General features: G+C 44.5%; 23 protein-coding genes, 3 tRNA genes and 1 other RNA gene. 8 read left to right on the top strand and 19 right to left on the bottom strand.

Annotation, left to right across the window (positions count from 1 at the left end; all coding sequences use genetic code 11):
- Window positions 1–27: 27 nt before the first annotated feature.
- Together MASE_RS05145 and MASE_RS05140 are read right to left on the bottom strand one after the other, a co-directional pair.
- The gene (locus tag MASE_RS05145) at window positions 28–2,976 is read right to left on the bottom strand and encodes a TonB-dependent receptor (protein WP_014948693.1); all 2,949 of its coding nucleotides are present in this window, start codon (window positions 2,974–2,976) and stop codon (window positions 28–30) included.
- Between the two features lie 291 nt (window positions 2,977–3,267).
- Window positions 3,268–4,371, bottom strand: a complete 1,104-nt coding sequence (locus MASE_RS05140; RefSeq protein ID WP_041693407.1) for a tryptophan 2,3-dioxygenase family protein — start codon at window positions 4,369–4,371, stop codon at window positions 3,268–3,270.
- A gap of 223 nt (window positions 4,372–4,594) precedes the next feature.
- On the opposite strand from MASE_RS05140, the gene MASE_RS05135 reads away from it, so the two are divergent.
- Window positions 4,595–4,876 (top strand): late competence development ComFB family protein, encoded by a 282-nt coding sequence (locus MASE_RS05135; RefSeq protein WP_014948691.1) that lies wholly within the window; start codon window positions 4,595–4,597, stop codon window positions 4,874–4,876.
- A gap of 15 nt (window positions 4,877–4,891) precedes the next feature.
- Here MASE_RS05135 and ffs read toward each other — a convergent pair.
- Window positions 4,892–4,988: signal recognition particle sRNA small type (gene ffs / locus MASE_RS19880), an RNA gene on the bottom strand.
- Between the two features lie 86 nt (window positions 4,989–5,074).
- Window positions 5,075–6,133, bottom strand: a complete 1,059-nt coding sequence (locus MASE_RS05130; RefSeq protein WP_014948690.1) for a Glu/Leu/Phe/Val dehydrogenase dimerization domain-containing protein — start codon at window positions 6,131–6,133, stop codon at window positions 5,075–5,077.
- A gap of 308 nt (window positions 6,134–6,441) precedes the next feature.
- Here MASE_RS05130 and MASE_RS05125 point away from each other — a divergent pair, with 308 nt between their 5' ends.
- Window positions 6,442–6,909 (top strand): Lrp/AsnC family transcriptional regulator, encoded by a 468-nt coding sequence (locus MASE_RS05125; protein WP_014948689.1) that lies wholly within the window; start codon window positions 6,442–6,444, stop codon window positions 6,907–6,909.
- A 45-nt stretch (window positions 6,910–6,954) separates the two neighbouring features.
- On the opposite strand, the gene maiA is transcribed toward MASE_RS05125, so the two are convergent.
- The 7 genes from maiA to pspA all read right to left on the bottom strand — a co-directional run bounded on the left by maiA (window position 6,955) and on the right by pspA (window position 13,408).
- On the bottom strand, window positions 6,955–7,608 hold the full coding sequence (gene maiA / locus MASE_RS05120; RefSeq protein WP_014948688.1) for a maleylacetoacetate isomerase: 654 nt from the start codon (window positions 7,606–7,608) through the stop codon (window positions 6,955–6,957).
- Between the two features lie 155 nt (window positions 7,609–7,763).
- Complete coding sequence (locus MASE_RS05115; RefSeq protein ID WP_014948687.1) at window positions 7,764–8,774, bottom strand: fumarylacetoacetate hydrolase family protein; 1,011 nt, start codon at window positions 8,772–8,774, stop codon at window positions 7,764–7,766.
- A 416-nt stretch (window positions 8,775–9,190) separates the two neighbouring features.
- The gene (gene tyrR, locus MASE_RS05110) at window positions 9,191–10,747 is read right to left on the bottom strand and encodes a transcriptional regulator TyrR (protein ID WP_014948686.1); all 1,557 of its coding nucleotides are present in this window, start codon (window positions 10,745–10,747) and stop codon (window positions 9,191–9,193) included.
- 215 nt (window positions 10,748–10,962) lie between these two features.
- The gene (gene phhA, locus MASE_RS05105) at window positions 10,963–11,763 is read right to left on the bottom strand and encodes a phenylalanine 4-monooxygenase (RefSeq protein WP_014948685.1); all 801 of its coding nucleotides are present in this window, start codon (window positions 11,761–11,763) and stop codon (window positions 10,963–10,965) included.
- Between the two features lie 203 nt (window positions 11,764–11,966).
- Window positions 11,967–12,413: an envelope stress response membrane protein PspC gene (gene pspC / locus MASE_RS05100; RefSeq protein WP_014948684.1), complete on the bottom strand. Its 447-nt coding sequence runs from the start codon at window positions 12,411–12,413 to the stop codon at window positions 11,967–11,969.
- Window positions 12,410–12,649 carry an envelope stress response membrane protein PspB gene (gene pspB / locus MASE_RS05095; RefSeq protein WP_014948683.1) on the bottom strand — a complete coding sequence of 80 codons (240 nt, stop codon included), beginning with the start codon at window positions 12,647–12,649 and terminating at the stop codon, window positions 12,410–12,412. Before pspB ends, pspC begins: the two co-directional genes overlap by 4 nt.
- A gap of 75 nt (window positions 12,650–12,724) precedes the next feature.
- Entirely contained in the window at window positions 12,725–13,408 is a 684-nt protein-coding gene (gene pspA / locus MASE_RS05090) for a phage shock protein PspA (protein WP_014948682.1), read from the bottom strand.
- Window positions 13,409–13,630: 222 nt separating this feature from the next.
- Between pspA and pspF the strand changes: the two genes are divergently transcribed.
- From pspF to MASE_RS05060, 6 genes are read left to right on the top strand one after another with little or no spacing between them, the layout of a single operon-like run.
- Window positions 13,631–14,752, top strand: a complete 1,122-nt coding sequence (gene pspF / locus MASE_RS05085) for a phage shock protein operon transcriptional activator (protein ID WP_014948681.1) — start codon at window positions 13,631–13,633, stop codon at window positions 14,750–14,752.
- A gap of 3 nt (window positions 14,753–14,755) precedes the next feature.
- On the top strand, window positions 14,756–16,516 hold the full coding sequence (locus MASE_RS05080) for an ABC transporter substrate-binding protein (protein ID WP_014948680.1): 1,761 nt from the start codon (window positions 14,756–14,758) through the stop codon (window positions 16,514–16,516).
- Between the two features lie 59 nt (window positions 16,517–16,575).
- A complete protein-coding gene (locus tag MASE_RS05075; RefSeq protein ID WP_014948679.1) occupies window positions 16,576–17,544 on the top strand; it encodes an ABC transporter permease in 969 nt (322 codons plus the stop codon).
- On the top strand, window positions 17,531–18,424 hold the full coding sequence (locus MASE_RS05070; RefSeq protein WP_014948678.1) for an ABC transporter permease subunit: 894 nt from the start codon (window positions 17,531–17,533) through the stop codon (window positions 18,422–18,424). The genes MASE_RS05075 and MASE_RS05070 overlap by 14 nt, the downstream gene beginning before the upstream one ends.
- Window position 18,425: 1 nt before the next feature.
- Window positions 18,426–19,421, top strand: a complete 996-nt coding sequence (locus tag MASE_RS05065) for a peptide ABC transporter ATP-binding protein (protein ID WP_014948677.1) — start codon at window positions 18,426–18,428, stop codon at window positions 19,419–19,421.
- Entirely contained in the window at window positions 19,421–20,227 is an 807-nt protein-coding gene (locus tag MASE_RS05060) for an ATP-binding cassette domain-containing protein (protein ID WP_014948676.1), read from the top strand. The genes MASE_RS05065 and MASE_RS05060 overlap by 1 nt, the downstream gene beginning before the upstream one ends.
- Before the next feature lie 170 nt (window positions 20,228–20,397).
- Here the strand turns inward: MASE_RS05060 and MASE_RS05055 are convergent, their stop codons facing one another.
- The 8 genes from MASE_RS05055 to csrA form a co-directional block, all read right to left on the bottom strand.
- Window positions 20,398–21,528 (bottom strand): sodium ion-translocating decarboxylase subunit beta, encoded by a 1,131-nt coding sequence (locus MASE_RS05055; RefSeq protein WP_014948675.1) that lies wholly within the window; start codon window positions 21,526–21,528, stop codon window positions 20,398–20,400.
- Between the two features lie 3 nt (window positions 21,529–21,531).
- The gene (oadA, locus tag MASE_RS05050; RefSeq protein WP_014948674.1) at window positions 21,532–23,352 is read right to left on the bottom strand and encodes a sodium-extruding oxaloacetate decarboxylase subunit alpha; all 1,821 of its coding nucleotides are present in this window, start codon (window positions 23,350–23,352) and stop codon (window positions 21,532–21,534) included.
- 19 nt (window positions 23,353–23,371) lie between these two features.
- The gene (locus MASE_RS05045; RefSeq protein ID WP_041693403.1) at window positions 23,372–23,659 is read right to left on the bottom strand and encodes an OadG family protein; all 288 of its coding nucleotides are present in this window, start codon (window positions 23,657–23,659) and stop codon (window positions 23,372–23,374) included.
- 219 nt (window positions 23,660–23,878) lie between these two features.
- Entirely contained in the window at window positions 23,879–24,355 is a 477-nt protein-coding gene (locus MASE_RS05040; RefSeq protein ID WP_014948672.1) for an acyl-CoA thioesterase, read from the bottom strand.
- Between the two features lie 141 nt (window positions 24,356–24,496).
- Window positions 24,497–24,573: transfer RNA gene (locus tag MASE_RS05035), tRNA-Arg, on the bottom strand.
- A 53-nt stretch (window positions 24,574–24,626) separates the two neighbouring features.
- Window positions 24,627–24,703, bottom strand: a tRNA-Arg gene (locus MASE_RS05030).
- A gap of 37 nt (window positions 24,704–24,740) precedes the next feature.
- A tRNA-Ser gene (locus tag MASE_RS05025) sits at window positions 24,741–24,832 on the bottom strand.
- 565 nt (window positions 24,833–25,397) lie between these two features.
- Entirely contained in the window at window positions 25,398–25,589 is a 192-nt protein-coding gene (gene csrA / locus MASE_RS05020; RefSeq protein ID WP_012517705.1) for a carbon storage regulator CsrA, read from the bottom strand.
- Window positions 25,590–25,599 lie beyond the last annotated feature (10 nt).

The following is a 25,599-nucleotide window of genomic DNA, read 5'->3' as shown; positions in this document are numbered from 1 at the left end:
AGCACTATGCTGGGCTTTCGACCTTGTTTAGAAATTTACTTCTACACTGAAGCGCACGTAACGTGGCGTTTGGAAAGATGTAGGCAACCCGTAACTTGGGTTGTATTCTCCAAGGAATATACCTTCATCACTTTGTCCAGCATAACGCTCGTTTATTTCGTTAAGCTGAGTAGCATCATCATTGTTGAATAAGTTAAAGATGTCAGCACGAAGTGCTACGTCCGCTTGCTCTAGCTCAATAAGGTATTTCGCACTCAAATCCAAAGTCCAAGTACTAGGCGTACGACCTTCAGAGCCACGAGAAACTAACTCACCATCTTTTACAAATGACTCCGCATCATAGTAGCTTGCGAAAAGATCTGTTGGGTGATAACCAAAAGAGTTAAGTGGTCTACCTGATGTCCAACGGAAGTTTGCTCCCAGTGTAAAGTTCTCAAAGAGCTGGTAAGCACCTGTTAGTTTAACAGCATGACGGCGGTCATTCGGTAAATTACCATATGCGCCATCAAGAAGGCCTGGTTGGTCAAAGTTTGTTGTTAAACCAGAATCTGTTTGGTCATTATCAGAACGAACAGCACCTTCAGTGTTACCCCAACTATGGCTCCACGTATAGGTGAAGCTCATCATCCAAATATCATCCCACGCTCGGTCAACAGTCAAATCAACCGCGGCATACTGACGTTCAGCTTCAGGGTAACCCAACATATCAGCAGGAATAGTGTATGTTCCGTATGGTACATCACCATCTCCATCTGGATCTGTGGTAATTGTTACATCGTTGCCTGGGTTTGTTAAAACATAATAATGGAAGCCAGAACATAGTGTACACGATGAACCAAACTCTTGTTGAATGTAGTCGTCGAAGCCTGCATCGATAGCAATATCTTCCAGAGAGCTTTTCAGGTCGCGGTAAGTCCCTTTAATACCGAAGCTCCAAGATTCGTTAATGACTTGCTCATAACCCAGAATATATTCATCTTGATACATAGGGTCGAGGTCGGCATTGACTGTTTCTGTCGTTCCTTTAAGCGTACCGTCACTGTATACCGTCAAACTGCCAGTAGCCTCGCCCAATACAGGCGTGAAATCATCATTTATTGACTCAACATCAAAATACTGGCGTGTATAGAGTTCATCACCCGCAAGACGAATATTTGTATTCGTCGCAACTGGAAGATAGTAGCGGCCGTAGTTTGCAAATACTTTACTCTCACCGTCACCTTTTACATCCCAGCTCAAGCCCAAACGTGGTGCCCACTGATCGCTTACATCAACAAATTTTTCACCGGCTTTGTTAAAGTTTTCGAAGGTTTCATTACGAAGACCAATTCTTGCAGTAATGTTGTCTGTCACTGTCCAAGTATCTTCAACATAATAAGCGAAGCTCTTGGTCTCAAAGTCGCCCTGGTTTACATAAAACTCTTGGCGAACTTGGCAGTCTGCATTACTCGGCTCATCTAGATTATCGCCACAGTTTTCATATCGGTATGCAACGCCACCTGCGCGAGAAGTATTTTCATAAGCCTCAAGGTCCTCATTATCGATACCAATTTTGAGGACATGGTCTGCATTAACGTACCACTCTACGTCAAAACGAATAGCCGTACGTTTATCTTCTTGAACTGAAGGCGTCGTTAAGCCGTAGGCGCCATACTCTATGTTGGTAAATCTGTCGTAAATAACCGGAGCATCACCTAGCGGATTGGCGCCATTATTCAGATTGCTGTAGCTCGTTTTGTTAACCGAGTATTTGGCACTCACGGTAAGATCATCGGTAATGATGCCTGTATATTGAGCTCCCCAAGTCGTGCCGCCACGCTCCAGCGTATATTCACCTAACGACGATCCCACATTGTCGCTATCTGGGCTATATAGGAACTTTTCAGATTCTAGCTCTTCAGTATTATCCCATGCCGTAAATTCTAGTATGTGCTCGGGCGTAATGTACCAATCAAGCTTTGCACTGAGTAACGTGTCGTTACCTTCGCGGTCGTAGATCGTTGTAGTCTCTGCGTAATCACGCTGACGTACTTTTTGATTTACTAAGCCGAAGAAAAAGAGTTTGTCTTCAATAAGCGCGCCAGAAGCCCACAGGTTGACGTTTGTCTCACCTGTTTCGTCTTCTTTGTTAACAACGTAATAGGCTGTTCCAGCCTCTTCTGCATCTTCTTGAGTTCTGTAGAATACGTCGGGCTGGTGAGCTCTAAGGGCTGCTGGCTCGTAATATGCGCTGGCTCCCCATTTGAATTCATTGCTACCGCTCTTGGTCCGTGCGTTAATAACACCACCTGTTGAACGCCCGAACTCGGCTGAGTAACCACCTGTTTTTACTTCGAAAGATTCGTACATTTCAAATGGAAGCTCTGAGCCCCCCAATCCGTTACGGAAGTTTGTAACGTTAATACCGTTCACATAGTAAACGTTTTCGCCAACTGAAGAACCGCCAAACGAAGCATAGTTACCGAAGTCGGAATCACCAGAAACGGTACCCGGAGCAAGTAGCGCTACTGAAGAAATATCGCGAGGTACTGGAACTTTAGATATAAACTCTTGGTCAACATATAGCTGTGACTCACTCGAAGTCACATCGATATTGGAAATTGAAGTTCCACGCACAGAGATTCTTTCGATATCACCCGCTTCGAGAGCGACATCCAAATTTGTTTTACCTGAAGGCCTTACACTGAATTGTTTTTCTTGCGCAACAGAGAAGCCATCTTTTTTAGCGGTTAAGCTATAATTGCCAGGTGGAAGAAGAGGAAAGGTATATCTACCGTCACTGTCTGTAACAATAGTTCTGGTTAACCCTGTTTCCAGATTTACAATAGTAACTTCTACTCCTGCAAGAGCTTGTTCTGTACTAGCTGATACTGATGTGCCAGTAATTGTACCTTTGGACTCTTGCGCGAATACAGGCGCAGAGAGGCCCATCGACGCGGCAACAGCCACCGCCGTAAGCGTTTTATTAAACGTCATTGTTTTTCCCTGGTTTTCATTTCTTATTAAAGTTTTTCTCTGTTTAGGTTTTTTAAAAACACCTTAAAACAGAATTAAACTAATGTTTTTATTAGGATTTTTTAAAATTATCCTTTTGTATAATTGACATATTGACAGGATGAAAATCAAGGGCTCTTCGATAGGATGCGGTTAGCTGCACCATAAAAGTGCAGCTAACTTACTGATTTTGTTGTTTACGTTTAAATTTCATGCAGAGAAAAATGCGACGAATAACAGTAAGAAAAAACGCATAAAAGCTTACTTTTCAAACTATTGGAGATAAAACCCCAGTCGTCTTCTTACAGTTTCAGGCAATTCTGGCAATGCACTTTTGGGAAGTAAGAAGGTTGCCATGTTAAAAAAGTCTAAATAGATACGATTAGACTCAGTGGTTTTCTTGAGGTAATGATGTCCTGACGATCCACCAGTGCCAATTTTAGTGCCCAGCATGCGCTGAACCATCATTGCGTGACGATAGCGCCATATAGTGAGTTGCTCGTCTATCTCTGTGAGTGCGGTAATAAGCTGGAACGGCAGATTAAAGATAGGCTCTTCAGAATACTGCTTTATGAATAATGCAGAAAGCAATGCTTTATGACTTAAGCGGAACTTGCCCTCGCCTCTTAACTTTTCAAACTGCGTATCATCAAACAACGCATCAAAGTTCTCCATCGTTGCTTGTAAGTCTTTTAGCTCTTGTCGCCGCTCTGTATCAGATAGCATGTCACTGGTTGAAATTGTATGATGATCGTCTTTCAACATTTCGTCTGCCGCATCTTTATAATATTGCCAAAAATCGAAACCTTCAGTTTTTAGAAGCGGCATTCTTGAAAGCCATTTGTCGACCAGCTCAAACAAACTGGGTTTGCTTTCAAGGGTTTCCAATAACGCTCTATCTTTATCAGTCAGACGGTTGTAGAAGCTTTGCTTATCAAAGTCGATTCTGAAATCACGCTTTAGGCCCAGTGATATTTCTAAACGCTTGAACTGTATACTTTGGAAGCCCGACGCGGGCACCAGGTAGTCCCTAAACGACAAAAACTGCTGTGGCGTCATGGTTTCCATGATAGCAATTTGATCGTTCATTAACTTTTGAATTTGTATGACTCGCTGTAAGCGATGCACCACTAGTGTTAGCTGCTGATCTTTAACTGTTTCTTGATTAAACGTATCAATTACTGCATTTAATTCATGAAGAACCTGCTTAAACCAAAGCTCATAAACTTGGTGAACAATAATGAACAGCATTTCTTCGTGCGCCGCGTCACCGTACTTCTCACTCTGTAAGTCCTGCGCCCCCAAAATCTTATCAAGCTGTAGGTAATCGCCGTAGTAGCAGGGCTCTATATTTTTTTCATGTCGTTCTTGCCTTATTGCTTTGTTTAACTTCGTAATTCTATCACCGTCGACTCGACATCCACAGAATACAAGCTATACATTATAAGGATATATAGCCAAGGTTCGTGTTGTGCCATATAGCTTGTATAAAAATGTGTCCAATTAATTGGACAAGCGCTGTATTTTCCGCACAGCATATTTGCATACCACAGCACTTTTACGCAGGGCGCTAACAACAACAATTATAAGGGGAATGAACATGAAACTAGATGACGACATCCATAACTATTATGAACACCTGGTTTTAGAAAGAATCAGTAAGCTGGGGCTCGATACCACGAAAAGTCCTGATTACTTAGCAGACTTATGCTGTCTTGCCTTAAATCAGGTTCCACCACGTTATATCCGCTACGAAGTAGACATGGCGTTTTACCTGCCTCAGAGCGAACGAAATCAAATGGAAATGAATGTTGAGCATGCTATTAGTAAAGCACTCAAGTACTTAGATGAAATAGAAAAGACTAAAAAAGAAGACGAATAAGGAATTTGGGTGGCGGGCCTCCAGCCACATCCCGGCACATGAGTCGTCTGCTGCGGCTGCTCCCTTCCAGGCCTGACCGGGTTCACAGAGTATCATTGCGGGAGGACCAAAAGCCCACCATAGAAAATCGCATTCAAAGCAAAGTCATTCGCCCCTGCCTGAGTGCGGGGCGCATTATGACTATTTGGTTGAGAGTTTTCAACCCTTTAAAGAAAATCTCTCTTCGGCAATAAGGTTGGCAACGCGGTTTGTCGCCGCCCCTTCTTGCTCTGCACGGGTATAAATTTCTTTTAGCGTTTCGCCGATTTGCTCAATATGTGCGCGAAGCGCTTCATTAGAACTCGATTCCATACGCTGATGGAAGATGTCGATAACGCCACCCGCGTTGATCACGTAATCTGGCGCATACAGAATGCCGCGCTGTTGAAGCAATTCACCAATATCTTCACGTGCAAGCTGGTTATTTGCAGCGCCTGCAATTACTTTGGCTTTGATTTCAGGCAATGACAAATCGTTAATGGCTGCACCCAACGCACATGGTGCTAACACATCCACATCTAGGCTCAGTATTTCTTCCGGCGCTACAGCTGTCGCACCAAATTCAGATACTGCTTTTTCAACACCTTCAGGATAGATGTCCGCAACATAAAGCTTGGCACCGTGCTCATGCAAGTGCTTTGCAAGACGGTAGCCAACGTGCCCCATACCTTGTATAGCAACACTGACGCCATCAAGGCTGCGCTTCAAGCCGTACTCTACCGTCGCCTTTAAACCCACAAACACACCGTACGCTGTAGACGGAGCCGGGTTTCCGTCAGGTACTTCGCCCGCATAGTGGTATTTAGCATTAACACCAGCGATGTAATCCGACTCGGTTGCCATGGTTTGCAAGTCCGTTACTGAAATACCAGAGTCTTCAGCAGTGAAATACTTGCCGCCCAATGATTCAACAAACTTGCCCATTGCCTTCATCATTTCTGGCGATTTAGCCTTACGAGGGTCGCCGATGATCACAGATTTACCGCCGCCAAGCTCCAAGTTAGCCATGGCTGCTTTATACGTCATCCCCTTTGACAGTCTCAACACATCGGTCAATGCCTCACCACTATTTACGTAGGGCCACATGCGACAACCGCCAAGTGCTGGCCCCAGATTGGTATTGTGTACAGCAATAATGGCGCTCAAGCCCGCCTTCTCGTCATGATAAAACGCAACGTGTTCGTGATTATTGAACTCCGGGTGATCAAAAACTGACATATTTTCCCTATTAATACTGTGATGAATTAAAGCCTACCCAAGGTCTAGCTGTCACGAAAACGAAACGCCGCTCATTTGGGATGATGTGAGAGTCTGAAGATGATTTGCGGTACACTTATCGGCCTCGCAAAGATCAGCAACATTTTGCCAAGTGTATCCGATTGTTTTGAGGACAGGCCTTGCAAAGTTTGTTAATGAAATTTACAAACTGAAACGCAATAGAATTGATTACAATTTTTCTAGGACAGCTATCCTAGAATTTTTTTTGATATATAATAAACATCATAAAAACGACGGAAACAGTGTTAATGAAATTGGATAAATTTGACCGTGAGATTTTGCGCGTACTTCAGCAAGACGCCACGGTGTCGATGGCAGATTTAAGCCAGCGTGTAGGATTGTCGCATACTCCGTGCTGGAGACGTGTCAAACGAATGGAAGCCGACGGCATCATTCTTGGTAAAGTCACATTGCTAAACAGCAAAAAACTGAATTTAGGTGTGTCGGTCTTTATCTATGTCACGTTGAAAAACCATGACGGTGACTCGCTAACCGATTTTGAAAATGCCGTACAAAACATCGATGAAATCGTGGAGTGTCATACCACCAGCGGTGAAAAAGATTACTTACTAAAAGTGATAGTGGAAAGTATTGAAGAGTACGAATTCTTACTTAAAACGAAATTAACTCACCTGCCTCTTGTCGATCATTTAAGCTCAACCTTCGCCTTAAAGCAGGTGAAAAACACCACCGAGCTACCGATTAAACGCCAATAACTCAAAAAATGGGGTCAGAGTACATTTCTACTCTCCCCCGTCAGTCTAAGTGGCGTCTATTTGATTTTCGGGCTTAGCCCGCTCAAAAGCATCTAACTCGTTACAGTTCTTCGCTATCTTACTAATTAAAGGGTAGCGACTCATATCAACGTTAAAACGTTGCGCATTATACACTTGGGGTACTAAGCAAATATCAGCCAGCGTAACATCGAAATCAAAGCAGAACTTTCCAGCTTGGGTCTGAAGACGCTTTTCAATGCCGTCGAACCCCAGCGTTATCCAGTGGGATGCCCACTTCGCCACATCATCTTGTGACGCCTCAAAATTCCCTTTTAGCGCATTCAGTACACGTAGATTACCCAAAGGCTGAATATCACACGCGATATCTTGTGCTAGCGCTCTGACTCTGGCTCTCTCTGTTCGATGTTCAGGAACCAGCTGGTGTTCGCCTTCATACCGTTCATCAAGATATTCGATGATTGATAGCGATTGATTCAAAATAATATCTTCGTCTTCGTCAACCAAAGTAGGGACAAGCTGCGCGGGATTGAGACGCGTATATTCGCTACTATGCTGCTCGCCACCGTTGTTTACAAGATGTACAGGTACATACTCGTACTCAACCCCTTTCAAATTCAGCGCAATCCGCACGCGGTAAGAGGCGGTCGAACGCCAATAGCCGTAAAGTTTTATACTCATGGTACTACCACACCTATTAAACGTTTTTGGTAGGAGTGCAGGGCTTTGATGAATCTAAACGCTCTACACCCTCTTATAATTATAGTGGGGAAAACAACAACGTGCCTACTGAGTAAACCGCGTTATTAGCCCACACTACTTTTCATTTTAAAGTTTTAGCTAAGCGGTTTAACTTGCTGTTCAATGGCGCCAAAAACAGAGTGACCTTCTTTATCTAGCATTTCTATGCGTATACGATCGCCAAACTGCATGAAAGGAGTAGAAGGTTTGCCGTCTCGAATAGTCTCAATCATGCGCACTTCTGCAATACATGAATAACCCACACCGCCTTCAGCGATGGCAGAGCCATGATCTGTACCCTGTTTATTAGACACTGTACCCGAGCCGATGATAGCACCTGCACCTAGGTTTCTGCTCTTGGCGGCATGCGCGACTAGCTGACCAAAATCAAACGTCATGTCCTGACCCGCTTCAGGCTTACCGAATAGTTCACCATTGTAGGTTGAACGCAAAGGCAAGTGCACTTTGCTATCTTTCCACGCATCACCTAATTCATCTGGTGTTACAGCAACCGGAGAAAAGCTAGACGCAGGTTTTGATTGGAAGAAGCCAAACCCCTTCGCCAGTTCGCCTGGGATTAACCCTCTAAGTGACACGTCGTTAACTAACATAATAAGTCGAATGCGCTCTGAAGCTTGTTCAGGCGTACACGCCATAGGAACGTCATCGGTAACAACAGCGACTTCACCTTCAAAATCGATTCCCCAATCATCACTTGGAAGTATGATGTCATCCTCGGGTCCAATAAAGTCATCGGAACCACCTTGATACATCAATGGGTCAGTCCAAAAGCTTTCCGGCATTTCTGCATTACGCGCCTTTCGCACCAATTCCACATGGTTCACGTAAGCACTTCCATCAGCCCATTGGTAAGCTCTAGGAAGAGGCGACTCACAGCGAGATGCGTCAAACGGCACGCTGTCACACGCATTGTCATTTAGCGCTTGGTATTTCATCTGTAGCTGAGGGGCAATCTCTTTCCAATTATCCAGTGCGTCTTGCATCGTTTTCGCAATGTCCTGTGCACTGCATGCTCGAGAAAGGTCCTTCGACACTACCATTAGGCAGCCATCTCGGGTTTCATTCTTATAGGTTGCTAGTTTCATTGTTCTTTCCTCGAAAAATTATTCATCAGCTTGGCGCTCTTGTCTTTTATTAATACGTTCTGAATAAAAGACCTATATCTTTTTACGCGGCAGCATCACACACAATTCCATGATTATAGTTATGCCACTAGTTGGTGTGCGTTGAGAAGTGATCTGTTGACGAAGTTTTATTTGGCTGTAAGAAAGGATGTACGCTAGTAAGCCTCTGTTGAGCAGGTATAGCGCTGCCCGCTTGCTCCGTGGGCGATGTAAATTTATCGTAACAGATGAATTGATATTGCTATGAGGCACAAAAACGCATTATCAATATAAAAATTGGCGTAGACCATTTGCCACTTTTACTTTGCTAAACGAAGCCAAATATACTTGGTCACATTGACCTTCACCCTATGGCAAAGGTCAATGCTCCCATATAATTAAAGCTTTACCGTTGCCTTGTTAATGCCGTACTCACGTAACTTATTTGCAATTGCCGTATGACTTAACCCCAGTTTTTTAGCCAATTGACGGGTACTTGGGTAGGAAGGATATAACCGCTTGAGCAAGTCCTTTTCAAACTTCTTCACTTCTTCGTCTAATGTGCCGTCAAAGTTTTCGTCAATATAAGTGACGCTTGGCGCACAACTTGGAAGCTGAATGTCTTCCTTGGTAATCTCCTTACCGTCAAGGAGTGATAACGCGCGATACAACGCATTCTGTAGCTGTCTCACATTACCCGGCCACGGGTACTGCTGCAGAAAATCAACACAGGATTTACTGAGTTTCGCAGGACGACGACCTAACTTGGTACTGTGTTGAACGATGAAAGACTCGGCAAGAGGAACGATATCCTGCCTTCTGTCTTTTAAAGAAGGCATAACCAAACTTAGTACGTTTAAGCGGTAGTACAATTCTTTTCTAAATCGTCCTTCTTCTACAAGCTGACCTAAGTCACGACAGGTGGTGCAAATAAATCGCACGTCTACCTTAACTGGCTCAGAATCCCCTACTCTTCTAAATTCGCCGTCTTCCAGAACGCGGAGCAGTTTAGCTTGAAGCTGAGAAGACATATCAGCAATTTCATCGAGAAGAAGCGTACCGCCTTTTGCTTGCTCTAATAGCCCCACTTTTGCATTAGGCTGATTGAATGCGCCCGCTGCGTAACCGAATAATTCGGTTTCTGCCACGCTGTCTGGTAAAGACGCGCAGTTTAAAGCTAAAAATGCTCCTTCACTGCGACGGCTAGACTGGTGACAGGCTCTGGCAATCATTTCCTTGCCTGTGCCTGTTTCACCAAAAATTAAAATAGGTGCATCCAAATCAGCTATTCGCTTGGCTTCATGAACGACTCGCTTCATAAACGGAGATTGAGTGACAAAGCGGTCAAAGCTATCAGTGGGAGACTGATGGAACGCGGTAAATTGTTGCCCTAGTCGCATCTCTGATTTTAATATCACCACAGCACCTGCCATGATCATATTCTGCTCGCCGTCAGGTACGGTAATAGGCAGCATATCGGCTAGATAATCCTGTTGAATAAACTTCACTTTCGAAGACTGAGGGCCAGGCGATTTACCGTCCATCCATTTAGTAAAGTTAAAGCCTTTCACAACTTCGCCAATTTCAATGCCTTCTATTTCGCTACTCGGAATTTCTAGCCCCGCGCATACCGCTTCATTGCATAGCAAGATATTGCCTTTGGCATCGATAGAAAACACAGGGTCGGGCAACGTTCTTAAAATAGCGGAAAGCTGATTTTTTTCACGCTCTCCTGGCATGAAAAGCGTCGTCTTCACATCGTCGATACCATCGATGCGGCGAATTTGAGGCATGAGGTGTTGAAAATCTGCAAATTCGATATTGGGAAAATTAAGGAAAATTTTCCCCGCAGGGTCAATTTCAATACCGCGTAAATCTATTTCTTTAGTAACGAGAATATCTAAAACATCTTGAGTGATACCAAGACGGTCCTGACAGCTTATTTCTAGACGCATAGGGTGTTATAGCTATTTTGTAAACATATATGTACAGAATATCATACTTTTACAAAAAGATAACAAGATAAATGTTACAGATGGTTAAATTTGCGATGAATCACACATTTAAGAACACGCAGAGAGCATGATTAAAAGGCCGTGCATACCAAATAAAAAAGATGCCGCTTCAGTGAGCGGCATCCTATATAAAACACATTTAATTAACAATAGTGTTAACTGGCTTTTTTCTCTTTAGGTGGGAAAAGTGGGGAAAATAACCCTAAAGACTTCGCTTCTTCTACGAGTGCCATAATATCCATTTCCGCTAATTCAAACAGATGGTCGAATTCCGGTAAAATATAATAAAGAGGCTGCATAATATCGATACGATAAGGTGTTCTTAATGCATCAATAGCAGTGAGCGGGTTACGCAGAGGTGTGTCGCTGTCTAACGCGTATATTGTCTCGCCAGGAGAAGATAAGATGCCTCCACCGTATATCTTCAATTCATCTTTGGCTCTAACCAATCCAAACTCTACGGTGAACCAATAAAGACGAGCGAGATAAACTCGGTCTTCTTTGCTGGCAGCAAGACCCAACTTTCCGTAAGTGTGAGTAAAATGAGCAAATGCAGGATTCGTTAGTAGCGGACAATGACCGAAAACTTCATGGAAAATATCCGGCTCCTGCAAATAATCGAATTCTTCTCTGGTGCGAATAAAGGTGGCAACAGGAAATTGCTTATTCGCCAGTAATCTGAAAAATTCGCCAAAATTAATTAACGCAGGCACTTCAGCTGTTTGCCAACCCGTTTTCTCCATCAGTACTTTGTTGATGTCGGGTAGCTGAGGAATTTCCTTTTCATTTAACTTCAACAAATCAAGCCCGTCCAAGTATTCTTGGCACGCTCTTTCTTTCACCAGCGGAATTTGTCTCGCATAGAGTTCAGACCAAATTTGGTTCTCTTCGTCTGACCAATGGATAATGCCATTCTCGTCAGATTGTCTCGACTGGTATTGCGTTGATTTTGGCATAACTTCTGTAACCAATAAGAGTTAAAAAACTTGTCTATCAGTCTAATGAAATTCGCGACGTCGAAAAGTGTAAGCCCTTACGAGCGACTCGATTTTGCTGTAACAGGAATTTTACAAAACCAAGTAAACGCATTGTTTTATATAACAAAAAGCCGCTCATTACGAGCGGCTTCATTCAAGTTTGCTTGGTGCGCCATCGCCAATTAAAGGCGGCTAATTTCTTTATTGAGTTGATATTCGCGAGACGTTACATAAGTTTCCATTTTACGAAGTCGAACTTCTGCTTTTTCAAAACGATTGCGAATATCGTGAAACGCTTGTTTTGGTGGCTCGCCCGCCTGCCAAACTTTCGTTTTCACTTCCACTTTTGGGCTTTTAACCTGACCACCGTTGGGATTTGTCCACCCCTTACCTTTTGAGAAAACAGGTTGCGTTGGTGCATTTTTTAACCCAACAGGTTTTTTATCGAGGATGAACCAAGCTGCAATGTATGCAACAAAGATGAAAGGTCCGGCTAACAAGAAGAAACCTGTTACAACTAAAATCCTTACTAACCAAGTTTCTAAGCCGAAATATTCAGCTACACCCGAGCACACGCCTGCAATTCTTGCATTTTCTGGGTTGCGATAGAGCTGCTTACCGTTTCTCATGCTCTATTCCTCCACTCAGGTGCCTCGCTGTCTAAAATGGCCTCTAGAGTTTCAATGCGTTCGCTCATTTTCTCGGCTTTCTCGGCTAAGTCTTGCAAAGATGCGTGCTCTTCTGCACTCAATCCCTGATTCACTTGCTTCTTGCTTCGATAGTGTAATATTAGCCAAATTGGAGCAACGAATATTGAAAACACCACAAGGGGCATCACCAACATTGCAATCGTACCTTCATCCATCTCAATCTCTCCTACAAACTCTGATGTAATTACCCTCCTTCCGATTTCACATCCGGAGGGTACACCCTATTCTTATTATTCTGATTTTTCGGTGCTTGTGTTTGCACCTTTTACTTTCGCTTTAAGCGCAGCAAGTTCGTCTTCAACTTTGTCACTGGCCTCTAGTTCAGCAAACTCATCCTGTAACGTTTTCTTACCTAGATCGTAAGCTTCAACCTGCGACTCAAGGTCATCGATTTTACGCTCATATTGCTCAAAGCGTCCCATCGCATTATCTACTTTAGTGCTATCGAGCGTCTTTTTCACTTCAAGACGAGAGCTTGCGGTTTTCTGGCGCATGATAATCGCTTTTTGGCGACTCTTCGCATCCGCTAGCTTTTCTTGAAGCTGACCAATTTCATCCTGAAGTTTGCTGATTTGCTCATCAACAATAGCCAGCTCTTTACTTAACGCTTCAGCAGCTTCTGCAGACTTCTTCTTTTCCTGCAGCGCAGCACGCGCCAAGTCTTCTCTGTCTTTGCTCAAAGCAAGCTCAGCTTTGGCTTCCCAGTCACTTGCATCGCTTTCATACTTTGCAATTTGATTAACAATTTCTTTTTTGTTGGCTAAGGTCTTTGCTGATGCTGAGCGCACCTCAACCAATGTGTCTTCCATTTCCTGAATGATTAATCTAACCATTTTCTCAGGATCTTCCGCTTTATCTAAAAGCGCATTAATATTCGAATTCACAATATCTGTAAAACGCGAGAAGATACCCATAATAATTACCTCTTGCTAAAAATGGTAAGTGTTTAAAAAACACCACACTTGATAAATAGGTTACTCTTGGTATTAGTTGTATTCAATATGCTTGCCAACTTTACAACTGTGCTAACCTGCTATTTTTCATACACTTTTTATAAGTTCAAATAATACTCGTTTCTCAATATGTTTTGTTCTACACTATTAATTGGTCGAAATGACTAACTTTTGAGGGATTTAATGAGTAGGTATCGACAGCAAGACAATTTACTTGGCCAAGCGAATAGTTTTCTAGAAGTTTTAGAGCAAATTTCACAAATTGCACCGCTAGATAAACCTGTGCTGGTAATAGGTGAGCGAGGCACAGGTAAAGAGCTTATTGCCGCGCGACTTCACTTCTTATCTAAGCGCTGGGATCAGAACTATATCAAGCTTAATTGTGCCGCCTTAAGTGAAAGCCTTTTGGAGAGTGAATTATTCGGTTATGAAGCAGGTGCGTTCACCGGTGCCTCAAAACGCCGCGAAGGTCGCTTTGAAGTGGCCCACAACGGCACCTTATTTCTTGATGAACTAGCTAATACTTCTGGCCTTATTCAGGAGAAGCTACTGCGCGTTGTCGAATATGGCGAATTTGAGCGCGTTGGCGGAAGCAAGTCAGTAAAAACTGACGTACGCCTTATTGCAGCTACAAACGAAGACTTACCCGCGCTTGCCGATGCAGGTGAATTTCGTGCAGACTTACTCGACCGACTTGCCTTTGACGTAATTACCATTCCTCCGCTACGCGAGCGTAGGGAAGATATCATGATGTTGGCAGAAAACTTTGCTATTAATATGGCCCGTGAAATGGAAATGGAATTATTCAGCGGCTTTACAGAGAAGGCGAAGCGAACCCTTCTTGATTACGATTGGCCAGGCAATATACGTGAACTTAAGAACGTGGTCGAACGTGCAGTATATCGAACAAATAACCCTCATCTGCCCGTCCATGAAATCGTTCTTGACCCCTTTGAGTCAGCTTATCGCCCGAAAGGTAGAGTGAAGACCAATGACAGAGTGAATACGTCCGACTCACCCGTTCCTCAATCCCCTTCAGAGGCCGCTGCCATCAATGAACGCATTGAAAGTGCAGACATTACGCCACTGGCACCAGTGAAAAAGCCAGAAATTGTTGAATATCCCATAGATTTGAAAGAACGTTCTCAACAACATGAGATAGATATGATAAAACAGGCACTTGCTGACAGTCAGTTTAATCAGAAGAAGACTGCTGAAAAATTGAGCCTGACGTATCATCAGCTGCGAGGCTATCTCAAAAAATATAACTTACTAGATTCTTCCGCGGAAAGCGTCGAGGCGTAAAGCATGTCCCATGGTTTGGTAAAGCGTTTGTCATTATGTATATGTACAGCGCTTCTTGTTGCATCCTGTGCTAAGCAGAACAAACAAGCGTTTTACAATACGGGTATTATATACTGCTCTGAAAGCAATCCAGTTACCTTCAATCCGCAGCTAGATACATCAAGTACAACGTCAGATGCATCTTCACACCAACTCTACGACAGATTGCTTGATTTCGACCCTGAGTCTGGCCGCATCGTGCCTAGTTTGGCGAGTAGCTGGTTAGTGAGTGATGACGGTCTTACCTACGCTTTTCAACTGAGAAAGGATGTATGGTTTCACAATACGCGCTACTTCACGCCAACACGAAACTTTAACGCCGACGATGTTATCTTCAGTATAGACAGATGGCGCCTACGCTCCCATCCATACCACTACGTATCTGGTGGGCGCTATCCCTACTTCGAAAGCATAGGCCTTGCACAAAATATCGCGTCGGTAGAGCGCGTAAACGGCTACCGCGTTGAAATTACGCTTAAGCGCAGGGATAGCTCATTTTTGGCAAATCTAGCAACCGATTTCGCCGTTATCTTATCAGAAGAATATGCTAACCAGCTGGCACAGACCGGCACGCCAGGCAAAATCGATGAGCTTCCAGTAGGTACTGGCCCCTTTAAATTCGATAGCTATCGCAAAGATCATTTCATTAAGTTCCTGCGCCACGACAACTATTGGCGTGACCAAATGGAAGATGCGCCTACGAGTGATGAAATCCTAAGCGATAACAATACTGTAGAGAGTGCCAACCAAGAAGTTGAAAATGGCCAAGGTGGCGAAGATACTGTTCAAGATGGTACAGCACAAAACGGTGACGAAACGCGCCCTGTTGTAGAGCAGCTTATATTCGACATTACGCCAAGAAGCTCACTGAGACTGGCTAAATTAATGACAGGTGAATGTGACGCTACCGCTTTTCCTGCACAGACTGAACTTGAAGTGATTCGGGCAAAAGAAGATCTGACGCTAGCGGAAAAACCAGGACTAAACATTGGATTTTGGGCGTTTAACACTCAACGCCCTCCTTTTGATAACCCAGATGTAAGACGTGCGCTAGCGGCCGCAATCGATAAGAACACATTGCTAGAAGCGGTGTATTTTGACAGTGCTACTAGAGCTAAGACCCTGCTGCCTGCGGCAAGCTGGGCGTTTCAAAATGACGCAGACGATACCGCCTACAATCCAGTTCTAGCGCGCAAATTATTAGCTGACGCCGGAGTTAAGGCCGGCTTTTCTATGACGATATGGGCTATGCCTGTTGAACGCTCTTACAACCCTAACGCAACAAAGATGGCCGAGCTCATTCAGCGTTATTTGCGTGATGTAGGCGTAGAAGCAACCATTGTCAGTTACGATTGGACTACCTTCAGACGCCATCTTCAGGAAGGCCTGCACGACTCGGTATTAATTGGTTGGTCTGCCGACAACGGAGACCCAGATAACTTCTATCGTCCGCTATTGAGCTGTGGCGCTATACCCTCAGGTACAAATCGTGCCATGTGGTGCAGTGAAGACTATGATAAGTTACTCAACGACGCTCTTCAGACAGATGATATTGAAGAACGCACAGCCATATACCGGCAAGTTAACCGATTATTATACGAACGCCTTCCTCTTGTTCCCATCGCACATGCCTATCGCTATCAGGCATACAGGAATGAACTAGAAGGAATGACCATTAATCCCTTTGGCGGTGTACGCTTTGGTGGAGTAAAAAAAGCACTGTGATCCAGATCCTCGTAAGATACTGCACTTTATTTATATTAACGCTTTTGGTGTTAGCGATTATGTCGTTTTCACTCGCCTACCTTTTTCCAGGCGATACACTTGAAAACCTAACAGGACTCGTGCCGCAAAATGAAATTCAACGCGCGGCATTGGAGCGGCAATTTAAACTAGATCAGCCCTATATTTTCCAGTTTTTCTATTATGTAGGCAACTTGCTCACTGGTGACTGGGGATACAGCTTTACGTCAGGCCTGCCGTTAAGAGAAGAGGTAGGTATTGCGATGCCAGCCACAATAGAACTGGCAACCTATGCCATGTTGATGGCGTTATTCATTGGAATACCGCTTGGTTATTATGCGGGGATTCGCAGCTATTCAACGTCGGATCACCTAATAAATAGTGCAAGTATAACAACCTATTCTTTTCCTGTTTTTTGGTTTGCGCTCCTGCTTATATTGGTTTTCAGTTTGCAGCTAGACGCTGCACCGCTGTCGGGTCGTATCAGTTTGCTTTATAACATCGAACCCGTGTCAGGCTTTATTCTCATTGATATATTATTGTCTGACATAGAAAACAAGACCTTAGCCTTCAAGGATGCGTTATCGCACTTAGCATTACCTACGTTTGCCATTGGCGCTATCGCCACCGCTTCGATGATACGTATAACAAGACGTTCTGTTATAGACGTGAAACACCGCCCCTATATCGCTGCAGCAATATCTAGAGGCCTTTCAAGTTGGCAGATATTCTTTCGTCATATTCTGCGCAACGCGTTACTGCCCATTTTACCGCTAATGGCGATACAAATTACGACATTAATAACGAACGCGATGATTGTCGAAACCTTGTTTTCTTGGCCGGGGATCGGTAATTGGCTGATTCAAGCTATTTATCAGCGAGATTACCCTGCCCTTAGAATTGGTATGATGGCAGTATCCACGGTAGTAATTACACTCACGATTCTCGTTGATTTGTTTAACCGAATGATTGACCCAAGCAGAGAGAAATACGAACGTGCCACAGTTTAGTTTATACGACGAAGAATTCCATCCGTCGCCGTGGCAACGGACTTGGGCATCATTTAAAGCGAGCCACATCGCCATGCTTGGCCTGATTATGCTGGCGTTGTTTGTTGTTTGCGCGCTGTTCGCACCAATCATCACTCCCTATGATGCCGTGGAACAAAATATCGACGGACTGTTAATACCGCCTAGCTGGTTAGCTAATGGCTCTATATCGCACATTTTCGGTACTGATGCGTTGGGTAGAGACCTATTTACCCGCATAATTTATGGGTGTCGCATCACACTAGGCTCCGCATTCATTACTGTTGTGCTTGCCATGTTAGTCGGCGTTAGCCTTGGGACCTTTGCTGGCATGCTGCGAGGTGTTCGCTCAAGTATCGTCAACCACTTACTCGATGCACTTATGGCCATTCCCACGCTACTTATTGCGATTATTATCGTTGCAATATTGGGTACCGGTCTGGTTAACAGCATGTGGGCAATTACCCTTGCACTTATTCCACAGTTTGTGCACCACACAAGAAGTTTTGTGCGCGCCGAAATGAAAAAAGAATATATAGTGGCGTCTAAATTGGACGGTGCCAGTAGATGGCAACTTTTTGTTCATTCTATACTACCCAACATGACCGAAATGCTGGTTGTACAGGGCACGCTTGCACTTTCTATTGCCGTTATCGACATATCTGCACTTGGTTTTCTGAATTTAGGCGCACAGTCACCGCTTCCTGAACTTGGCGTTATTCTAGCTGATGGGCTAGATGTTGCTTATCTAGCACCGTGGAACGTTGCCGTCCCCGGCATGGCAATATTCTTCATGGTGCTATCTATCAATATTGTGGGCGACGGTTTGCGTTCAGCACTTAGAAAAAGAGTGAGTCATTAATATGCCAATGCTTGATATTAAAAACCTCACCTTGGAAATGCAGAGCAGCGATGGCGCAATTAAAGCGTTGGACAAGGTTAACCTGTCGGTTAGCAGCGGGGAAATTCGCGCACTGGTAGGAGAGTCAGGCTCAGGCAAAAGCTTGATCGTGTCCGCCATTTGCGGAGCCCTTCCTAGCCAATGGAATTTAACGGCTGACCGCATGAGTTGGAATGGTGAAAACCTGCTGAGTATGTCTGTGCAGCAGCGTCGTGAGGTAATGCGCCGAGAAATAGCGGTCGTATTCCAAAACCCACAGGCAAGTTTAGACCCATCGGCAACTCTTGGAGAGCAGTTGGAAGAGAGCATTCCCGATGAATTTGTTGAAGGGAGCTGGTTCTGGCAACGAGCACAACACCGCAAAAAGATCGCAATAAGCACCGTTCACAAAGTAGGAATAAAGTACCACAAGCATTATTTAAGCGCTTTTCCTCATCAAATACCGGCTGACATAGGTCAAAAATTCATGATTGCGATGGCCTTGGTTTCACAGCCTAAATTGCTCATCGCCGATGATCCAACTCGGGGAATGGAACCTACAACAAAAACACAAATTCTGAAGCTCTTCACGCGTTTGAATCAGACCCGCTCGCTCTCGATCTTGTTTGTTAGTCACGACCTACTGGCAATTGCAAGTATGTCTCACTCTATGACGGTGTTGTATGCAGGGCAGACTGTAGAATCAGGTAGAATGAAGCACATTAAGAAGCGCCCTCTGCACCCTTACACAAAAGCATTACTAGACAGCGCGCCGAGCTTCAGAAAAGATTTACCACCGAAATCGCTGCTACCCACGCTTGGTGGCTCTATTCCCACACTACAGCATTTGCCTATTGGTTGCCGATTAGGTCCGCGCTGCCCTCGTGCACAGCGCGCCTGTGTACAAACGCCAGCCGTGCGTAAAATTCACGATCACAATTACAGCTGTCACTTCCCTCTACATATGGAGAAGCTGTAATGGATATCATGCAGGTTAAAGATCTCACGTTTATTCATAACGAAAGGAAACGTTGGCTAAAACGTCCTGAAGTTTTTCAACTTGGTCCAGTGAACTTAAGCGTAAAGCGCGGTGAAACCATTGCAATTATTGGTGAAAACCGCTCAGGTAAATCCTTGTTGGCTAAGCTCTTGGTAGGTGCACTGCCTGCTGATGCAGGTGAAATTGAAATTAACACGCACAAATATTTAGCCAAATACCAGTCTAAAGATAGCCAGCAAAAACGTACCCATGACATTCGTATGATCTTGCAGCATAGCTCCGAGTCGATGAATCCATCGGTTCCTGTGGGAAAGATCTTGGATGAGCCATTGCGTTTGAATACAGGTCTAAGCGAAGCAGAACGCAAACCAATTATAGAAGATATGTTGGTGAAGGTAGGCCTCTTGCGCGAACACTATTACTTTTATCGACATATGCTTTCTGATGGACAGCAGCAGCGCGTAGCGCTAGCCAGAGCCATTGTGTTAAAGCCCAAAGTGTTAGTGGCTGATGAACCCTTTGCAGCGTTAGACCCTTCCATTCGTTCGCAAACGGTGAATCTTATATTGAAGCTTCAGCAAGAACTTGGCTTGGCGTTTATCTTTATTAGTCACAACTTGGGTATTGTACGACACATTGCAGACAGGATTATTGTGATGGAAGGCGGTGAAATTGTAGAAGAAGGCAAGACCGAAACTATCTTTAGGTGGCCGCAGCATACGCGCACTAAGAAACTCGTTACCGCCTACCAATCACTGGTACCACAAAACACAATTCGAGAATAAAGAGCTTATCGTTTGGGTGTTGTTTTCTTTGAGAAGCGCACTTACGTACCTAACTGGCACGCTCGACTCGTCACAAAAAGAAAACCCTAGAAAGCCTTTTTTGAACAAACGCCATGCAATAAAAAAAGGGCAGATAAACTGCCCCTTGTACAGCAATGCATTCGTGCTTTCTAGCCAACCAGAGCCAAAAGTATACCTGCGGCAACCGCACTACCTAGCACGCCAGCCACGTTAGGCCCCATTGCATGCATAAGTAAGAAGTTATGAGGGTTAGCTTCTAGCCCAACTTTGTTCACCACTCTGGCTGCCATCGGCACAGCAGAGACGCCAGCTGCACCAATCAGTGGATTTATACTGCCACCAGACAGCTTACTCATAAGCTTGGCCATGAGTACGCCTGCGGCAGTGCCTATACCAAACGCGATAGCCCCAAGCCCCAAAATACCTAAAGTCTCGACCGTAAGGAATGCTTCAGCTGATAACTTTGATCCTACTGCTAAACCAAGGAAAATGGTGACCGTATTGATGAGCTCGTTTTGGGCTGTTTTGCTCAATCTGTCTACCACGCCACACTCTTTCATTAAGTTACCGAAGCAGAACATGCCGACAAGCGGCGTTGCGGCCGGTAAAAACAAGATAGTCATAAACAGCACAGCAAGCGGGAAAATAATCTTCTCTCGCTTTGACACAGGTCGTAGTTGACCCATTTTTATCTCGCGCTCTTCTTTTGTGGTCAGCGCTTTCATGATAGGTGGCTGGATAATAGGTACCAACGCCATATAAGAGTATGCAGCGACAGCAATCGCACCAAGCAAATCAGGCGCAAGCCGTGAGGCGAGGAAAATGGCAGTAGGCCCATCCGCGCCACCTATGATAGCAATGGCGCTCGCGTCCTTTAACGTAAACTCAAAGCCAGGTATAAGGTTTAACGCTATCGCGCCAAACAAGGTAGCAAAAATACCGAACTGCGCAGCTGCGCCAAGTAACAACATTTTGGGGTTAGCAATAAGCGCACTGAAATCAGTCATTGCGCCTACCCCCATAAAGATGAGCAGAGGAAATACCCCTGTATCTATGCCGATTTTGTATATGTAGTGCAGCAACCCCCCCGCTTCTGAAAAACCAGCAATAGGGATGTTAGTAAGCAATGCACCAAAACCAATGGGCAGTAAAAGCAATGGCTCAAACTTTTTAACAATGGCCAAGTACAACAAGCCGAAACCCACTGCCATCATTATAAGCTGGCCGGCTTCAAAGTGCGCAAGCGCGGTACTATCCCAAAGTACCATTAACTTATCCATGTACTACCCCAATAAGATTAACGGTTGACCACTGGTTACGGCATCGCCCTCACCTACGGTAATGTCTGTGACCGTACCGGTGTATGCGGAGCGGATCTCTGTCTCCATTTTCATGGCTTCTAAGATCATCACCACATCGCCTTCTGACACGCTGTCGCCGTTTCTCACCAAGACTTTAAATACGTTACCTGCAAGCGGTGCATCAATAGACTGAGAAGAGTTAGAGTCTGATGGCGCAGCGCTGTTGGTTTGAGGCTGTGCTTGCGTCTGAGAGCCACTAGCAGGTGTAACGCTCGTCAGCGTACCTGAAGGTGCCACTTCTACGCGATACACTCTTCCATCTACGTTTACGTCGTAAGTTTCACTCGCGGTAGCCCCTTGTGAGCTTGACTTGGCTTCAGCAGGCTTAGGCGCACTCGAGCTTTGCGACTCTTGCGCGCTAGGTGCAGGTTCAAACGCATCAGGGTTGCCGCGGTTTTCGATAAACTTTAGGCCTATCTGCGGGAATAAGGCATAAGTCAAAACATCATCAATTTTATCGTCTGACAGCGATAGTTGCTTTTTCTCAGCCAGTTCATCAAGCTCTTTACTCAGTGTATCCAGCTCTGGTGCAATATTGTCAGCAGGGCGACATGTCACGGGCTCTGCGCCATCAAGCACACGCGCCTGCAACTCCTTGTTTACTGGTGCTGCGGTAGCGCCATATTCACCTTTAAGAACGCCTGCGGTTTCTTTTGTAATGCTTTTGTAACGCTCGCCGGTGAGTACGTTAAGCACTGACTGCGTGCCCACGATTTGTGAGGTTGGCGTAACAAGAGGAATGAACCCAAGATCTTCCCTTACCCGTGGAATTTCTTTTAACACTTCTTCGAATTTATCTTCAGCGCCCTGCTCTTTAAGCTGACTTTCCATGTTGGTTAGCATTCCGCCCGGTACTTGAGCCAAAAGAATACGTGCATCTACCCCTTTGAGACTGCCTTCGAACTTGCTGTATTTCTTTCTTACTTCCCTGAAGTAACTGGCAATTTCTTCTAGTTCGGGTAGTGCAATACCCGTATCGCGCTCTGTACCTTCTACGATAGAAACCATGGTCTCAGTTGCGCTATGACCATAAGTCATGCTCATTGAAGAAATAGCCGTGTCCAGCATATCAATGCCGGCATCGATAGCTTTTTGATACGTCGCCGTACTCAACCCTGTTGTGGCATGGCACTGCATGGCAATAGGTACATCAACCGTTTCTTTTAATCCGGTAATCAATGCCTCGCACTCGTACGGTTTTAAAAGCCCAGCCATATCTTTTACGCAGATAGAATGAACCCCTAGGTCTTCAAGCTGTTTCGCCATTTCGAGCCAAAGCTTAAGATTGTGCACAGGGCTTACCGTATAAGAAATTGTCCCTTGCGCGTGAGCGCCACTGTCTATAGTCGCTTTTATTGCGGTTTTCAAATTCCTAATGTCATTCATGGCATCAAAAATTCTAAATACATCTACGCCACTTTCGTGAGCACGCTCTACAAAGCGAGTGACAACATCGTCAGCATAATGGCGGTAACCCAATAGGTTTTGACCACGCAACAGCATTTGCTGTTTCGTGTTAGGCATGGCTGCTTTTAGCTTTCTGATGCGCTCCCAAGGGTCTTCCCCTAAATAACGAATACAGGCATCAAATGTAGCACCACCCCAAGATTCAACTGACCAAAAGCCAGCTTTATCTAGTTTTTCCGCTATGGGAAGCATATCTTCAATACGCATGCGCGTAGCAAGAAGGGATTGGTGGGCATCACGCAGAACCAGCTCGGTAAGGGCCAGAGGCTTAGACATGGTAACTCCTGATTAGGCTTTATTTTTTAGAATTTTGGCGATGGGTATGAATTGCGGCAGAAATAGCTGCGATAACGTTTCCGTCTATTCCTGGTTGTACCGCTTGATTGTTTCGACTCAAATTAGCTGAAGGCCCTTTTAAATGAGCTGAAGGCTCTGCTGTTTCACCGGGAAAAGCTTCACAAAATCGGGCAATGAGATGAATACCCACAATAAGAAGCCCTAAGAATGAGAAAACAAATACCATTCCTATAAGCATAAGAGAAGCTGCTTCAAAGAGCAGGCTAGCGACGGATCCCGAATTCATATTCAAACCTGTTGTTATTTTGTACCTGAATAAGTATCACGTGGTTTTTCAAAACACAACAAAGCAGCATAAAAAACCACTTTAAAATGAATAAAACCCGCCAAAATGAAACTTAATGCATTATTCTCTAATAAATTTGCAACAAAAGCATGTTTTAGGAATTAGCATAAGCGTTGCCGATGCCAGCAATCTACGTTTACGTTCATTTATACTCACGCCTTAATGAAAGCCTATATTTTCCGTAAAGTCACTGTCTAGCTGTTTAGCGAAATCTTTCGCATGCATCGCCACTAATTCTAGCTGCATATGTCGTTCATCCTCGGGTACGTAAGCAGGCACATTTACTGGGCTTCCCTCACAGTCCACCGCCATAAAAGTTATAAAACAGCGATTTGCGACAGACTTAGTGTTTTCCGTGGCGTCGCCCGATTTAACCACAACATAGATATGCATACTTGACGCACCAGTGTGTACCAACGATGCGGTTATCTCAACTAGCTGGCCTACTTTTATAGGTTTTATGAAACGTATGCCATTGGCAGACACCGTGACGCAGTAACATTTGGACCACTGCGCGGCACAGGCATAGGCTGCTTGGTCAATCCATTTCATTACAATGCCACCGTGAACGTTACCGCCAAAGTTTACGTCGGTAGGTTCTGCTAAAAATCGAAAAGTAGTAGATGGATGTGCCATAGCGTACCTCGCGCTTTACTGCTGTTAGACACATTAAGTTTAGCTTAAATTTTGAACAGCGCGCTTAGACGAAAGTGGAGAGAACAAAAATAAAAGGAGTAGAAATGAAAAAACCCACCTAAAAAGGTGGGTTTTTCAATGTGGCGCGTGTGGAAGGATTCGAACCTCCGACCGCCTGGTTCGTAGCCAGGTACTCTATCCAGCTGAGCTACACACGCGTAAACTTGTGTACTTTTGAATTTTACATCAAAAGGTGACGCTTTAAAATAAGTGGCGCGTGTGGAAGGATTCGAACCTCCGACCGCCTGGTTCGTAGCCAGGTACTCTATCCAGCTGAGCTACACACGCGCAAAACTTGTTGTTGGCCGTCACTGCCAACGAATAATGGCGGAGAGGGAGGGATTCGAACCCTCGATACGCGTATATGCGTATGGTTCCTTAGCAGGGAACTGGTTTCAGCCACTCACCCACCTCTCCTTGACTGCGGGGTGCATTTTACGGATTCATTGGCCTGAGTCAAACCTTTTTTATAAAGAAATTGTTCACCCGCTGCCATTTTAAACGATTCGAGCAAAAAACCAGTAATTTGTTCGCAATACAAGCAATTAAACCGAATTTTATTTAACGATGCTCGTTAATTTGCATTTGAATATGCGCAGCTTCATTGCAGTTTTAACTGACCCGCCTTAATAATTTAGTCAATTTTTCAAAAATAATATCAAAAAGTTTTGAATTTATTTGTTCATAACCAAGTACGCTGATTCGTATTACTTACTTAAGTTATTTAAAAACGCTCCAAAATCTCAGATAAAGCGGTAAATGTCTCTATTTAAAAATCGTCCACCCAGAAGGCATTGTGCTAGAAAAAAGCTGTGCACGACCCAGAGACTTAACTTGGTCGTTAGCGCGAGACATCACAACGTCATTTCTGGCGAAATAGAACAGAAACAATAGACTTGCGCTAAAGCCCGATAAGATTTACTCACTTAAAACAAAAAAGGCCAGCGTAAGCTGACCTTTTCCAATGAAGCGTATAATGCAATTATTCTGCAGAGCCTGGCTGACCGCCTTTTTCTGCTTGAATGCGCATGTATATCTCTTCACGGTGCACAGAAACTTCTTTTGGTGCATTCACACCGATACGTACCTGATTCCCTTTTACACCTAGTACGGTAACGGTTACATCGTCACCAACCATAAGCGTTTCACCAACTCGACGAGTCAAAATAAGCATTCGCTTGCTC

This window comes from Alteromonas macleodii ATCC 27126 (genome assembly GCF_000172635.2).
Classification (GTDB): domain Bacteria; phylum Pseudomonadota; class Gammaproteobacteria; order Enterobacterales; family Alteromonadaceae; genus Alteromonas; species Alteromonas macleodii.
Note: the sequence above shows the minus strand (reverse complement) of the source record. Positions and strands in the feature narration are given on the sequence as shown.